The 12894-nt window shown below is 43.8% G+C and carries 17 protein-coding genes and 1 tRNA gene; 14 read left to right on the forward strand and 4 right to left on the reverse strand.

Annotated elements, in window-relative coordinates:
* Positions 1 to 14 precede the first annotated feature (14 nt).
* On the forward strand, positions 15 to 2516 hold the full coding sequence (gene leuS / locus LRM42_RS00290; protein WP_243816322.1) for a leucine--tRNA ligase: 2502 nt from the start codon (positions 15 to 17) through the stop codon (positions 2514 to 2516).
* An 8-nt stretch (positions 2517 to 2524) separates the two neighbouring features.
* Here leuS and LRM42_RS00295 read toward each other — a convergent pair whose 3' ends face one another.
* Positions 2525 to 3055 carry a hypothetical protein gene (locus LRM42_RS00295; RefSeq protein WP_243816323.1) on the reverse strand — a complete coding sequence of 177 codons (531 nt, stop codon included), beginning with the start codon at positions 3053 to 3055 and terminating at the stop codon, positions 2525 to 2527.
* A 135-nt stretch (positions 3056 to 3190) separates the two neighbouring features.
* Between LRM42_RS00295 and LRM42_RS00300 the strand changes: the two genes are divergently transcribed.
* The 5 genes from LRM42_RS00300 (at position 3191) to LRM42_RS00320 (ending at position 5475) form a co-directional block, all read left to right on the forward strand.
* Positions 3191 to 3337 (forward strand): hypothetical protein, encoded by a 147-nt coding sequence (locus tag LRM42_RS00300; RefSeq protein ID WP_164999843.1) that lies wholly within the window; start codon positions 3191 to 3193, stop codon positions 3335 to 3337.
* Between the two features lie 24 nt (positions 3338 to 3361).
* Positions 3362 to 3820, forward strand: a complete 459-nt coding sequence (gene nusB / locus LRM42_RS00305; RefSeq protein WP_129631319.1) for a transcription antitermination factor NusB — start codon at positions 3362 to 3364, stop codon at positions 3818 to 3820.
* Positions 3801 to 4298 (forward strand): NUDIX hydrolase, encoded by a 498-nt coding sequence (locus LRM42_RS00310; protein WP_164999994.1) that lies wholly within the window; start codon positions 3801 to 3803, stop codon positions 4296 to 4298. The genes nusB and LRM42_RS00310 overlap by 20 nt, the downstream gene beginning before the upstream one ends.
* Entirely contained in the window at positions 4299 to 5015 is a 717-nt protein-coding gene (gene rnc, locus LRM42_RS00315; RefSeq protein ID WP_146422716.1) for a ribonuclease III, read from the forward strand.
* A 70-nt stretch (positions 5016 to 5085) separates the two neighbouring features.
* Positions 5086 to 5475, forward strand: a complete 390-nt coding sequence (locus tag LRM42_RS00320; RefSeq protein ID WP_243813089.1) for a KH domain-containing protein — start codon at positions 5086 to 5088, stop codon at positions 5473 to 5475.
* A 205-nt stretch (positions 5476 to 5680) separates the two neighbouring features.
* Here the strand turns inward: LRM42_RS00320 and LRM42_RS00325 are convergent, their stop codons facing one another.
* Positions 5681 to 6247, reverse strand: coding sequence for a hypothetical protein (locus tag LRM42_RS00325; RefSeq protein ID WP_243816324.1), 567 nt, complete (start codon positions 6245 to 6247; stop codon positions 5681 to 5683).
* A gap of 103 nt (positions 6248 to 6350) precedes the next feature.
* On the opposite strand from LRM42_RS00325, the gene trmD reads away from it, so the two are divergent.
* Positions 6351 to 7019 carry a tRNA (guanosine(37)-N1)-methyltransferase TrmD gene (gene trmD / locus LRM42_RS00330; RefSeq protein ID WP_129631305.1) on the forward strand — a complete coding sequence of 223 codons (669 nt, stop codon included), beginning with the start codon at positions 6351 to 6353 and terminating at the stop codon, positions 7017 to 7019.
* A 178-nt stretch (positions 7020 to 7197) separates the two neighbouring features.
* Positions 7198 to 7617, forward strand: a complete 420-nt coding sequence (locus LRM42_RS00335) for a hypothetical protein (protein WP_243816325.1) — start codon at positions 7198 to 7200, stop codon at positions 7615 to 7617.
* Positions 7618 to 7638: 21 nt separating this feature from the next.
* Here LRM42_RS00335 and LRM42_RS00340 read toward each other — a convergent pair.
* Positions 7639 to 7713, reverse strand: a tRNA-Gln gene (locus LRM42_RS00340).
* Positions 7714 to 7741: 28 nt separating this feature from the next.
* Here LRM42_RS00340 and LRM42_RS00345 point away from each other — a divergent pair.
* The 3 genes from LRM42_RS00345 to LRM42_RS00355 are packed head-to-tail and all read left to right on the forward strand — an operon-like array spanning position 7742 to position 9904.
* Entirely contained in the window at positions 7742 to 8275 is a 534-nt protein-coding gene (locus LRM42_RS00345; protein ID WP_243816326.1) for a phosphatase PAP2 family protein, read from the forward strand.
* A gap of 45 nt (positions 8276 to 8320) precedes the next feature.
* The gene (locus LRM42_RS00350) at positions 8321 to 8815 is read left to right on the forward strand and encodes a hypothetical protein (protein ID WP_129637143.1); all 495 of its coding nucleotides are present in this window, start codon (positions 8321 to 8323) and stop codon (positions 8813 to 8815) included.
* An 18-nt stretch (positions 8816 to 8833) separates the two neighbouring features.
* On the forward strand, positions 8834 to 9904 hold the full coding sequence (locus tag LRM42_RS00355; RefSeq protein ID WP_243816327.1) for a DNA recombination protein RmuC: 1071 nt from the start codon (positions 8834 to 8836) through the stop codon (positions 9902 to 9904).
* A gap of 52 nt (positions 9905 to 9956) precedes the next feature.
* Here the strand turns inward: LRM42_RS00355 and LRM42_RS00360 are convergent, their stop codons facing one another.
* The gene (locus LRM42_RS00360) at positions 9957 to 10892 is read right to left on the reverse strand and encodes an MIP/aquaporin family protein (RefSeq protein ID WP_243816328.1); all 936 of its coding nucleotides are present in this window, start codon (positions 10890 to 10892) and stop codon (positions 9957 to 9959) included.
* Positions 10893 to 10949: 57 nt separating this feature from the next.
* Here LRM42_RS00360 and LRM42_RS00365 point away from each other — a divergent pair, with 57 nt between their 5' ends.
* The 3 genes from LRM42_RS00365 to LRM42_RS00375 are packed head-to-tail and all read left to right on the forward strand — an operon-like array spanning position 10950 to position 12868.
* Positions 10950 to 11186: a hypothetical protein gene (locus LRM42_RS00365; RefSeq protein WP_129631287.1), complete on the forward strand. Its 237-nt coding sequence runs from the start codon at positions 10950 to 10952 to the stop codon at positions 11184 to 11186.
* 1 nt (position 11187) lies between these two features.
* On the forward strand, positions 11188 to 12231 hold the full coding sequence (pheS, locus tag LRM42_RS00370) for a phenylalanine--tRNA ligase subunit alpha (protein WP_243816329.1): 1044 nt from the start codon (positions 11188 to 11190) through the stop codon (positions 12229 to 12231).
* 4 nt (positions 12232 to 12235) lie between these two features.
* On the forward strand, positions 12236 to 12868 hold the full coding sequence (locus tag LRM42_RS00375) for a DUF998 domain-containing protein (RefSeq protein WP_129744028.1): 633 nt from the start codon (positions 12236 to 12238) through the stop codon (positions 12866 to 12868).
* Positions 12869 to 12894: the final 26 nt, after the last annotated feature.

The following is a 12894-nucleotide window of genomic DNA, read 5'->3' on the forward strand; positions in this document are numbered from 1 at the left end:
CTATAATTACAGATATGAGACGCTATAATCCGACAGAAATTGAACAAAAATGGCAAAACAAATGGGAGGCTGACGGTACTTACGCGGTCGATTTTAACGACACTACTCGGCCGAAATATTACAGTTTGAGCATGCTTCCGGGGATTACAGGGGCGGGAATTCACATTGGTCACGGTCGTACTTTTCAATTTGCCGACATCAAAGCACGATTCAAGCGTCAGCAGGGCTATAATGTCTATCATCCAATCGGCTGGGACAGCTTTGGTTTGCCGGTTGAAAATTACGCTATTAAAGTCGGAAAAACGCCACGTGTAGCGCACGATGAGGCGAAAGTTCACTTTAAGGAGCAATTGAAGCGACTTGGGTTTAGCTATGATTGGACAAAAGAAATTTCTACAGCTGATCCAGAATATTACAAATGGACTCAGTGGATTTTTACGCAATTATATAAGCACGATTTGGCATATCAAAAAGAGCAGCCGCAATGGTGGTGTGAAACTGATAACACGGTGCTTGCTAACGAACAGGTTGAAGGTGGCAAATGTTGGCGCTGCGGTAATCCTGTAACCAAGCGAAATCTCAAGCAGTGGTTTTTCCGAATTACGGCGTATGCAGATGAAATTTTAGAGGCAACCGATGCGCTTGATTGGACGGAAATGGTTAAAACCATGCAGAAGAATTGGATCGGTCGATCAGCTGGCGCGGAAGTTGAGTTTGCGGTTAGCGGTCAAGACTCCAAGATTACAGTTTTCACAACTCGTCCTGACACGTTATTTGGCGCGACGTATGTAGCTTTGGCACCGGAGCATCATCTGATTTCTCAGTTGGTCAATTCTGATACGCGCGAAAAGGTTGAAGCGTATGTCCAAGCTTCGCAACAAAAATCCGATATTGAACGTCAAGAGAATAAAGAGAAAACAGGCGTATTTACTGGCAGTTATGCCATAAACCCAGTTAATGGTCAAAAATTGCCAATCTGGGTGGCGGATTATGTTTTGGGCAGCTATGGAACCGGCGCAGTCATGGCTGTGCCGGCGCACGACGAGCGAGATTTTGCGTTTGCTGAGAAGTTTGACTTGTCGATTATCCAGGTTATTGATAGGCCTGAGCATTCAGCCGATGTTGGCTGTTATTCTGGTGAAGGTGAGTTGATAAATTCCGGACAATTTAACGGGACCAGGAGTGAGGATGCTCGCGAGCAAATTGTTGCGTGGCTGGAGCAGCAGAATTCTGGGCGAAGCAAAACCACGTATAAAATGCGCGATTGGTTGATTTCTCGTCAGCGCTATTGGGGTGCTCCGATTCCAATTGTTCATGTTGATGGTCGTGCGCCAATTGCTGTAGCTGATGAGTGCTTGCCGGTGATTTTGCCAGAGGTGGAGAACTTTAAGCCAACGGGCGGGAATACTTCTGTTTTGGCTCAAGTTGATGATTGGGTGCGAGTTTGGGTGGATGTTGAAACTGGAAAAACTGTGCCGATTACAGAAAATAAGCCTGACGGCGACAATTGGGTAGAGGGTCGTCGTGAGACTGACACTTTGGACGGCTATGCTTGTTCTAGCTGGTATTTCTTACGATATCTCGACCCGCACAATGATAATGAAGCATGGAATCCTGAGAGAATTAACCATTGGATGCCGGTTGATTATTACAATGGCGCCGACCACGCCGTGGCTCACCTGCTATACAGTCGTTTTTGGATGCGATTTTTCTATAAACTCGGCCTCGTTCCGACTCCAGAACCTTTCAAGCGAATGATGTACAATGCATACATTATGGCACCAGACGGTCAGAAAATGTCCAAGTCTAAGGGCAATGTCATTGATCCAATGGAGATTATGGACAGCGGATATGGTGCCGACGCGTTGCGAGTTTACGAAATGTTCATCGCGCCTTATGACATGGACGCACCATGGGATCCTCGTGGCGTTCCGGGAACTTACAGGTTCTTAAATCGAGCATGGAACTTGGTTCAGGAGTTCGTTGATAGGAATCCAAACGACTCTCTTGGCGCGAATGAAAAAATAACTCAAGAACTATTGCGATTAACTCACTCGACAATTAAAAAAGTTACTCGCGACATTGAAGATGAGAAGTTTAATACAGCCGTGGCTTCGATGATGGAAATGGTCAATGGTCTGTATAAGATAAAAGAATCGCATGGAATTGACACGTCGGACGAGTGGCGATTTGCATTAGAAAGCTTGATTCAGATTTTGGCGCCTTTTGCTCCGCATATCACAGAGGAATTGTGGCGTGAAATGGGTCATGATGATACGGTTCACGTTGGCCATTGGCCGAAGTGGGACGAAAAATATCTAAAGAGTGATACGATGACTATTATAGTTCAAGTGAATGGCAAGCTTCGTGCAAAACTTGAACTGCCGAGTGATATGGACAAGCAGGGTGTTGAAGCGGCAGCCCTAGCTGACGAAAATGTCCAGAAATTCACAAACAATAAACCACCTAAAAAGATGGTTTATGTTCCAGGCAAGCTGGTGAATATTGTAGTCTAGGAAACAGTCTACTTCGATTCGTTCTTTATTCCTGCTATGGCTATGCTTGGCTTTCCGTCACCGTTTATGTCGCCTATGGCAATGTCGACAGTAGATCCTGGTTGGATTTCTGAGTCGCCAGTCTTGTTTTTGTAGAGATCTTTCATGTAGACAGCAGTTTCGTATATGGAGCTTCTTGCTTCATTAGAGTCTATCTTATTTTCAGGATTTTCCTCGTTGTATTCTTCCATGGCTGCTTCAACCACCGAAGTCGGATTTTCTCCCTCTTCAAGAGTGACAGTGCGAATCTCTGTATCTTCTGGTAGCTCCGTGATGATTCCATTGCTATAATCCTCTACAACTTGAGCTACTTGGTGGGCAGGGCTTGGTCCTTTTTCTGGTGATTTAGGGCTATAGAATAAGCCTAGGGCGTTTGCAGCTCCAGCCAATCCTAACGCGGCTAATGCTACTGCACCGATTTTAACTACAGATTTTGGTATTTCTATTACAGATCTGTCGTCTTCATTGTTGTTTTGTGATGTAAATCGTTCCGTGTTCATGTTTGCTATATTAACATAAACGACATAAAAAGTCAATATTATTATCTAATTTACAGACAGGCTATTGAGATTGTCTAATAAAAAAGGTATAATGGTACGTAAGTTTTATGACAACCTAAAAGAGGAGAATAAATTATGGCACAACCTAAGAAGCAGAGTAGCCCACGTAAAACTGGTCTTCGTCGCAGTCACTTGGTATTAAAATTGGCACGTCGTGTTAACGCAACTTCACCAGTTAAGGTGAAGACAACCAAGCGTGAAACCGGTAAAACAACAAAATAATAATTACGAACAGGACGCTTAATAATGGCATCAAACCGTCATTTGGGACGAATTGTCGCACTGCAAACACTTTATGAACATGAATTTCGCAAAGAGGTTGGCGATAGCGATGTTGACTATAAGACTATTTTAAAGCGTAATTTGGCTGAATATAAATCATCGGTTGACGATATTGAATTTATCGATAATTTGATCAGCGGTGTACTTTCGACGCAGAGTCAATTGGATGAGAAATTACAGCCACTAGCGCCAGAATGGCCTATCAGTCAGTTACCGCGAATTGATCGGGCAGTACTTAGAATTGGTTTATATGAATTGCTATATTGTGCAGATACCGTTCCGCCAAAAGTGGTGATTAACGAAGCGGTAGAATTAGCAAAAGCGTTCGGTTCGGATAACTCGGGTAAGTTTGTGAATGGCGTGCTTGGCACGGCACTCCGTACTCTCGTGGAGGAGTCCGACAGTGAGAACAAGCAACTTTGATAAGATAAAAAAATATTTTGGTGGTAGCAAGAAGCCATTGATTCAGGAAATTGTACGCGAGCCAACTGCCGGTGGCGTAATTTTTCGTCGTAATAAAAAGGGCGAGGCAGAGTTTTTGCTTTATCAGGACGCTCGCGACCGCTGGACAATTCCGAAAGGGCACATTGAACCAGGTGAAACAGCTCAAGTGACGGCTCGTAGGGAAATCGGCGAGGAAACTGGGCTGAAGAAAATTGAACTGCACGGCTGGCTGGGCAAGGTGAATTTTCGTTATCGTCGAATCGATAAATTGGTATTGATGACAACGCAAGTTTATCTAGTTAAGGCGTTGGATCCTAACGAGAAACTCCAAAAGGAAGAGTGGATGAATGGTCTTAAATGGTTTAGTTTTCATGAGGCGCTGGACGAAGTTGAATATGAAGATATTGGCAAGCTGATTCTTTTGGCGATGAAACGAATTAGACAGGAGAACTTATAAATGAACGGAATGAACACTGCGCCATATCAAGATTTTGCGCGCGAAAAATTAGGTTTTGAATTTACGAATTTGGATTTGCTGATTACAGCTTTGACTCACCGTAGCTATGTGAATGAGCATCGAAAATCCGTTCATCATCACAATGAGCGCTTGGAATTTTTAGGTGATGCGGTTTTGGAATTGGCGGTAACGGAATATTTGTTTACGCATTTTTCCGAGCCAGAGGGAATTTTGACTGCTTGGCGGGCAGCTTTGGTACGAACGGAAAGTATTGGCGATGCTGGCGATAAGTTGGGTTATGGTCCGCTGATTCGTATGTCAAAGGGTGAGAAGAACGGCTCAGAGCGAGCGCATTTACAGATTTTAGCCAATGCATTTGAGGCGGTAATCGGTGCTATTTATTTGGAGCGTGGCTTTGACGATGCTCGCGATTTTATTCACAAGCATATCATAGTTAAATTAGATGGAATTTTGGAGTCGGGCAGTTGGCGTGATCCGAAGTCATATTTGCAGGAGATCTCTCAGCGAGTTGACAATCAAACGCCGGTATATAAAGTCCTGAGCGAAGAAGGTCCAGATCATGATAAGGTCTTTACCCTTGGGGTTTTTGTTGGCGATAATATGATGGGGCGAGGCATTGGTCCATCTAAGCAAGTTGCTCAACAGCAAGCTGCTCGTGCTGCAATTGCTAAATATAAAGAATCTGGCGAGAAATAATTAAAGTTTGCACGGCGTAAACTGCTCGTGTATAATGAAAATACAGTTTAATTCCAGGAGGAGGGGCAGAATGTCAACAATAGATCAGCAGTTTGTAGAATATACTGTAAAGGCGTTGGTTGGACATCCAGAAGATGTTGTAGTAGATCGAACAATTGATGAAAAGGGTGTTTTACTAACATTGACAGTTAATCCAGCAGATTTGGGTCGAGTTATTGGTAAGCGCGGCAGTACGGCACAGAGTTTGCGTACACTTCTGCGGGCTTTGGGCGCAAAGAATGACGCTCGATACAACTTGAAGATCGTTAACAATGATGGTTTTTCTGGCGCACGCGAGGAAAATGATTATAACGGTAATGCTTCTGTGGATAACTCAACAGATGAAACTGTGGAAAATGAATCATCTTACGCAGAAAACACCAGAAAAGAACTTGCAGAACTCGACGATCTTGATATATAATTAAAACCAGTTCAAGCACAGACATTATGCGAGAACAGCTCTATGCGAGACAATGGGTAACCATTGAGAGCCTTATTTGTGCTAAAAAACCGTCCTTACTGGGACGGTTTTTTGGTGGGGAATAATTTCTGTAAAAAGACATGAAAATAGCCCGCCGAGAGGTTCGAGCCTATCAAGGCGAGCTATTTTCGGCGGGCGTTAAGCCCTAGTTGCGGGAGCGAATGCTCCACGCAGGATGCACGTTGTCCCAGAGTTCGTGGGAGCTATTTTCGATCCTCTGAGGAAGGTGTCTCTGACACTCCTCGGTGTCATAAATCCTCCGCAGACAGACCTCAGGGGAGGCGTGCTTAAGAAAGACGTTCGTAAGCTCGCTTCCGACAACTTCATTGAGGAAGTCGTACAGATAAATTTCGGGATGACCTTCCCAAGATATCTCCCCAAATTGCTGGTCGAGCTGGACAGACTCTTTGTCCCTCTTGTCGAAATCACACCATCCGGTGCCGTCGTAGACGGTGATGGTACAGTTATCGTACAGAGAATTAAGAGTCACTCCATAGCCATCGTCCGCCCACCAAATAGCGCTGACCTCGGACCCGAGGAGGACCTCGAATGCCGCTTCCTCCGACTGCTCGTTGGATGCGTTTGGCTCCATAGAGACCAAGGCGGTGATAGTGATGGATACATGACCGTCGGGTGCTTCTTCCACAGTAGAGTAAGACAACAACCCGCATTCCGCGAGCGTCATCTCCCATGATTCAGCGTCCTTGTGCATGACAATTCCTTCCTATGTAAGGGCTACTTCTGTTCGGTTGAACAAAAGCTGATATATATATCATACCTGGACAAAAAAGTCAACACTTGCTACACTGTAACAGATGAGAAAATTTCAAGTAATTACGCTTTTTCCAGAAATGACAACGGGAGTTTTTAATAATTCCATGATGTGGAAGGCTCAGAAAGACGGTATCGTGGAGCTTACGACGGTGAATCTGCGGGAGTTTGGTTTGGGCCCTCGTCGTCAGGTTGATGATACTCCTTATGGCGGTGGCGACGGGATGCTTCTTATGGTTGAGCCGTTATGGAAAGCGGTAGAATTTGCGAAATCTCAGGATGAAACAGCGAAAGTGGTATTAATGAGTCCGCGAGGGCAACGCTGGAAGCAGGCTAAAGCCCAGAAAGAAGCCGATGATGACAGGGGTGTGATATTTATTTGCGGGCGATACGAGGGTGTTGATGAGCGAATTTTGGAGTTGGTCGACGAGCAATGGAGTATTGGCGATTTTGTGCTGACGGGCGGAGAGCTGGCGGCGATGATGATGATTGATTCTATTGTTAGGTTGATTCCTGGAGTTTTGGGCGGCGAAAAGTCTGCGGAAATTGAAAGTTTTTCAGATGGAGAAACGTTGGAATTTCCACAATATACACGACCTGAGGAGTTTAAAGGTTTACGTGTGCCGGATGTTTTATTGAGCGGACATCACGGAAAAATTGCCGAGTGGCGCGCTGAACAATCACGGATATTGACCAATAAAAATACCCCATAGAGACGGGGTATTTTAAGTTGTGGTGGATTTGTCGTAGAGCGAAAGATACGATTTTGTGGTGTTTATTTTTGTAACGTTCGCTGATTTAACTTTATGACGTTTTTATAAAAAGTGCAAGTGCTTTCGTAAAAAATACAACAAGCTTGAGCTTTTTTGACACGCAAGCTATACTGAAATTATGTCTAGAAAAGTGAATAAAATTGTTAAATTGATTACAGGACTATTAATAATTGTGCCATTATTATGTCAATTATTTACGTTTGAGAAGTTTTCTGCGTTCATTACTTATGCGGGGATTCCGTCATCTTTAAGTCTTTCGATTGCGATAATATTGGTGGTTGTTGAGCTAACGTCGTTGCCATTTTTAATTGATATGGATATGCCAAAAAGAATTACTCTGACGAGCAGAATGGCTGGTTTTTTGAGTTTGGGGATTATGACGGTAATTAGTTTTTTGACGTTTGCGAACGGACATGCGGCGGTGATATTTGGTGCAACGATAAAGAATGTGAATAGTGTGGCTGCGATTTTTCTGGTATTCGTGATGTGGGCTTTGCTGATCTGTGCAAATTTATCGACGAAAAAAACAGCCAAATAATTGGCTGCTAAATTTCAAACTTGGCTGGGATGGAGGGATTCGAACCCCCGAATGGCGGGACCAGAACCCGCTGCCTTACCACTTGGCGACATCCCAACGGCAAACATAATTGTACTATAGAAAAATGATTTCCGCAAGCGTTTACTGGCCAGCGTTGACGCGATATACTGGTAGTATGAACTTGCAATGGATTGTAAAGCTAATTGCTGACGGACTGGTGGTACCGGTCGTGCTAATTGGTGCGTACGCGCTGATAAAATTAGTTCCAAATAAAGAGAAATATCAAGTTTATAGCCAGGTGCTAATGGCTGGTTTGACTGCTTACGTGGCGGCAAAAATTATCGGGTCAATTTATCAACCAGATCAGATGCGCCCGTTCGAGATTCTGGGTGTATCCGCTGGCGCGTCATTCCTTAATAATCCGGGTTTTCCGTCTGATCACGCGCTATTTACAATGGCGATTACTTTGGCGGTATTTTTCGGAGCAAAGAGTTGGCGGCTGGCTGTTGTTTGTTTGGTTATGACAATCTTAATATGTGTCGGTCGGGTTATTGCTCTGGTGCATACGCCGCTTGACGTTATTGGCGGATTATTGATTGCTTGTGTAGGGATTATTTGGTACAAACCGATGAATATCCTGAAAAAGCATAATATTTAAGCATATACATTTGCAATATTGACAAGTTTACGTTACAATTTACGTATGAAATTATTGTCAGCTATTTTTCGTGAAGAAATATCAGATTACACATATCCATTTTCAAGGCGAGTTTTCTTGAGGATTTTGGCGATTTTAGTCGCTAGCGGCGTGGCTATCTGGTTACTGGCGCTTGCGTTTGATAAATTTATGATTACACCCGTATTTTGTGCGAACGCTGAGCATATTTCTATTTGTGCAAACAGCACGAGCATCGCATCTTACGTCGCGCTGGTTTTGGCGGGAATTATGTTGGTGCCGGTATTGGCGGTATTTGGCATTAAGCGACCTCTATTGGTAGTAATCGCGGCAACCGTGTCATTGTGGGGTGCTACATTATGGGCTGGCGGATCTTGGATTTTGTCATTGCTATGGGTAGTTTTGGCGACAGTTTTGGTATATTTGTCGTTAATCTGGTTGAATAGAATTCGTGGCAATGGCGCGGCGATTTTATTTATGACTTTATTCGCAATCTTAGCACGAGTTGTCTTAGCATTGTAATCACTGTACACTAAGTGTATGGAAATCATTATCATTATTCTCTTAATTGTTATTACTATTGGTTTGGGTGCGACTTTATTTGTCTTGCAATCAAAAATCAGCGAGCTAAAAAATCAATCATCCGTCGAGTTGATTAAAACCGATGTCGTGGAGTTAGGTCGAACTATTGCGAAACTGAATGAATCCGTTAGTGATAAGTTGGAGCGAAGCAATGCGCAAGTCCAGACTTCCGTACAGAAACAATTGTCAGAAAGCGCGAAGTTGGTGGCTGATGTGACGCAGCGATTGGCAAAATTGGATGAGACTAATAAGCGTGTGGTTGATGTGGCGACCGATCTGAAAACCTTGCAAAACGTGTTGCAAAATCCAAAGCAACGCGGGGTTTTTGGTGAGTTTTATCTGGAAAGCGTGTTGGATAACGTTTTGCCAGCCAAGCAATATCAAATGCAATATCGTTTCAAGGATGGTGAAATTGTTGACGCGGTTATTTTTCTGGACAAGGGTCAAATATTGCCGGTGGACAGTAAGTTTTCTTTGGAGAATTACAATCGCATGATTAACGCCGAGACAAAATCTGAGCGTGAAATGTGGCTAAATAAGGTGAAGGCTGACCTTAAGGGGCGAATCGACGAAACTAGTAAATATATTCGTCCGCGCGAAAATACCATGGACTTTGCTTTTATGTTTATTCCTAGTGAATCTTTGTATTACGATCTTCTGATTAATAATGTCGGTCAGGGCGGTTCGAGTCGCGATTTGATTGAATATGCATTCCGAGATAAGCGAGTGATTATTGTTAGTCCGACTAGCTTTCTCGCGTACCTGCAGACCGTTCTTCAGGGGCTTCGTAGTTTGCAGATTGAAGAGCAAGCTAAGGATATCCAGGTTCGAGTTGGTCAATTGGGTGTTCATATTAAAAAGTTTGACGAGCTGATGACGAAAATGGGTAAGAGTCTTAGCACGACCGTTGGTCATTACAACAATACGTACAAGGAGCTAGGGAAGATCGATAAGGATGTTGTGCGAATTTCTGGTGGCGATAATCAAGCGCAGCCGGAGCTGATTGATCGGCCGGCTCAGGAAGATTGACATAAAAAATACCCCGCCGATTAAGCGGGATATTTTATTGTGAAGTTATAATCTATTCTTCGTCTTTGTTTCGGTAATTGACGAGTAGAAATAGGTTGCCGCCTAATGCTGCACCGATTAGGGTAGCGGCAATTACTTCCAGGCTAAAGCGTGAATAGCTTTTTTCGCCTTCAGCTGGTAATACTCCGTTGCTGCGTAGTTGAGAATCGGTTTTCTCTGTAACAGCCAAAGAAACTGCTGGGTTCAAAGTTGCGCCTGAGATGTAGATTTCGCGTGGGTAAGTGCGGCCGTTTTTCTCAGTTTGAGTAGTGCTTTGCTCTTTTTGGATTTTTGCAATAGCAGTGCTTTTAATGTACGAAGAGATTGAGCCAGATACGACAAGACCAATCATCAATGCCAAGCCAATTCCAAAAGCTTGACCAGCTGTTTTGATTTCTTTACGCTGCAAAACTGCGGCGACGCCAAATACAAATACAGCGGTACCGACTAACTCCATCGCGAAGATACTCCAAGAGAACGCGGTGAATTGGTCAAAGCTTAGGGCAAATCCGCCGTTTGTTAATGAGCCAACAAGCACGATAGCTGCCATTGCACCGAGGAATTGAGCGCCCCAGTAAAATGGTACAAGTACAGTCTTTAGCTTACGCATTGTCCATAGACCAAATGTGACAGCTGGGTTTACGTGTGCGCCAGAAATGTTGCCGATGATTGCAACGATGAACATCAACGCAAAACCGACATACATTGATGACAAAATGTCTGATGCGAATAATGCGGCAAGTGTCAAAATGAACGTGCCGATAACTTCCGCAATAACGGCGTTGATTAAATTGTCTGGTAATTTAGAATCTAGTTTGACACGCTTGCTTTTAGCGGTAGATTCAGCAACGACGCGCTTGACGGTCGTTTTGGTTTCAGTCTTAGCGGCAGCGGTTTTCTTTTCTGCGGCTTTAACTGGGGCTTTCTTTGAAGTTTTCTTCGTAGCCATATTCCCTCCTTAAAGTAATATCACGACTATTATAACATAATTTGCTATACTGTAGTTATGGGATTATTTGTAAATCAACAGGATCAGCGCAGTGAACTACAAGAGCGAATTGCGGCGGAATTAAGAGAGAAGGCAAAGGCTTCGAGTTTGCAAGAAAAGGCAACTATGGACGGTGTCGACGACATAAGATATTTGGAAGGCACGAAACAGACGACGACTTTGGCGTGGGCGTGGATTTTAATTGCTATTATGGCTGGTGCGGTGATTGTAATGTTTTTAATGCAAGGACGATAAAATGGTTGATTTAGATGAATTGAGAAGAGAAATAGTTTTGGCGGTTTCGCAATCCAAATCTCCGCGTGAGTTTTTACGTGATCGACGACTTAGGGAATTGTATGATCAAATCAAGTCGTTGCCGCCAGTTGAGCGTGGTCCGTTTGGCAAGCGAATTAACGAGCTTAAGCAGGCGATTGAACAGGCTATTACTGCGCGACTGGAAGAGCTGGAAAAAGTTGACTTGAAACCGATTGACGTTACGGCGCCGATGGATGTGAATTCGCCAAAGCCCGAACTTTTGCCGAGCGAACAAGGCACGATTCATCCGCTGAGCGCTGAAATTGAGCGCATTTCTGAGATTTTTAATCGCATGGGATTTGTCACGGAAGAGTCCAGAGAGATTGACGATCAATTCCATATGTTCGAGAGTCTGAATTTTCCAAAGGGTCATCCAGCGCGCGACGATTACGATACGTTTATGACCGAGGAAACTGATTCTAATGGCGATCGTTTGATTGCTCCAGCGCATACGTCGACTATGCAAAATCGTGTGCTAATGAAATATCGCGACAATTTGGAAAAAGGCGAGGCTATTGCCGCTATCGTTCCTGATCGCGTTTTTCGCAACGAAGATTTGGATGCGCGCCACGAGCATACATTTTATCAAGTCGAAGGTGTGTACGTTTCACGCCGAGTTAATGTTGGCAATTTGATTGCTACGTTGCAAGAATTTTTGCAGGAATATTACGGCAAGAAACTAGACGTTCGTGTTAATCCATTTTACTTTCCATTCACTGAGCCTAGCTTCGAGTTTGCGTTAAGCTGTCCGTTTTGTGAAGGAAAAAATCCTGAATGTAAAGTTTGCTCTGGTGAAGGTTGGATTGAGCTATTGGGCTGTGGAATGATTCATCCGAATGTTCTTCGGGCGGCGCAAATTGACCCGAATGGATATACAGGATTTGCTTTTGGTTGCGGAATCGACCGCTTGGTTATGATGAAGTATGGAATCGAAGATGTCCGTCATTTTGAAAGTGGCAAGTTGGACTTTTTGAAACAATTTTAGCAATATGAAACTTCGACAGATTAAGGATTTTTTGTGTAAGAATCGCCTTCAGGCGCTCTGTATTCTTAATGGTGTCGTTTTGGCTGTAGGCTTGATCGTGGCGATGCTGCTTTCTGATGATACTCGGTGGACGAACTGGAGTTTGAGTAGATTGGGCGAAACCACTTCGAACCGTTTGTCTGCATTTTCGTTCAACTCGGGAGTATTTTTATCTGGTTTGATTATGGCAACGATTGGATTTTTTATGAATCGCGGTTATCTTAAGCTTGGTCAAATTCGCTCTGCTCGGATATCTGGTTGGATACTTTCATTGTTTGCGATTTGTATGATAGGAGTGGCGCTTTGTCCGAACGACACAATGCACGCGGCGCATTTTGTTTTCTCGCGTGGCATCGTGATATTGATGGTGCTTTTGATGTTTCTTTTGCCATCGAGTTTGAGCTATTTAACTCATCGTGAGCGAATCTCATCTTTCAGTTTTCCGATTTTTGCGGCAATTATAGCGGCGCAAGGTTACGCAATGGGCAAGTTTTGGTTTGTGATAGTAGAAGTTTTATTGGGGATTTTTGCGACGATGTGGCTAGTTCTAGTTTGTCGTCGAATGGAGCTTAAATTGTCCGACCTGAAAACTTCGTAAAATGCTATAATTACTTCAGAAGGAGT

It is taken from the genome of Candidatus Nanosynbacter sp. TM7-075 (assembly GCF_022828255.1).
Classification (GTDB): Bacteria; Patescibacteriota; Saccharimonadia; order Saccharimonadales; family Saccharimonadaceae; genus Nanosynbacter.

Bases quoted from the DNA above. Each gene is read 5' to 3' on its own strand.
- leuS (WP_243816322.1), top strand. From the start codon at position 15: ATGAGACGCTATAATCCGACAGAAATTGAACAAAAATGGCAAAACAAA.
- LRM42_RS00295 (WP_243816323.1), bottom strand. From the start codon at position 3,055: ATGAACACGGAACGATTTACATCACAAAACAACAATGAAGACGACAGA.
- LRM42_RS00300 (WP_164999843.1), top strand. From the start codon at position 3,191: ATGGCACAACCTAAGAAGCAGAGTAGCCCACGTAAAACTGGTCTTCGT.
- nusB (WP_129631319.1), top strand. From the start codon at position 3,362: ATGGCATCAAACCGTCATTTGGGACGAATTGTCGCACTGCAAACACTT.
- rnc (WP_146422716.1), top strand. From the start codon at position 4,299: ATGAACGGAATGAACACTGCGCCATATCAAGATTTTGCGCGCGAAAAA.
- LRM42_RS00320 (WP_243813089.1), top strand. From the start codon at position 5,086: ATGTCAACAATAGATCAGCAGTTTGTAGAATATACTGTAAAGGCGTTG.
- LRM42_RS00325 (WP_243816324.1), bottom strand. From the start codon at position 6,247: ATGCACAAGGACGCTGAATCATGGGAGATGACGCTCGCGGAATGCGGG.
- trmD (WP_129631305.1), top strand. From the start codon at position 6,351: ATGAGAAAATTTCAAGTAATTACGCTTTTTCCAGAAATGACAACGGGA.
- LRM42_RS00335 (WP_243816325.1), top strand. From the start codon at position 7,198: ATGTCTAGAAAAGTGAATAAAATTGTTAAATTGATTACAGGACTATTA.
- LRM42_RS00345 (WP_243816326.1), top strand. From the start codon at position 7,742: ATGATTTCCGCAAGCGTTTACTGGCCAGCGTTGACGCGATATACTGGT.
- LRM42_RS00350 (WP_129637143.1), top strand. From the start codon at position 8,321: ATGAAATTATTGTCAGCTATTTTTCGTGAAGAAATATCAGATTACACA.
- LRM42_RS00355 (WP_243816327.1), top strand. From the start codon at position 8,834: ATGGAAATCATTATCATTATTCTCTTAATTGTTATTACTATTGGTTTG.
- LRM42_RS00360 (WP_243816328.1), bottom strand. From the start codon at position 10,892: ATGGCTACGAAGAAAACTTCAAAGAAAGCCCCAGTTAAAGCCGCAGAA.
- LRM42_RS00365 (WP_129631287.1), top strand. From the start codon at position 10,950: ATGGGATTATTTGTAAATCAACAGGATCAGCGCAGTGAACTACAAGAG.
- pheS (WP_243816329.1), top strand. From the start codon at position 11,188: ATGGTTGATTTAGATGAATTGAGAAGAGAAATAGTTTTGGCGGTTTCG.
- LRM42_RS00375 (WP_129744028.1), top strand. From the start codon at position 12,236: ATGAAACTTCGACAGATTAAGGATTTTTTGTGTAAGAATCGCCTTCAG.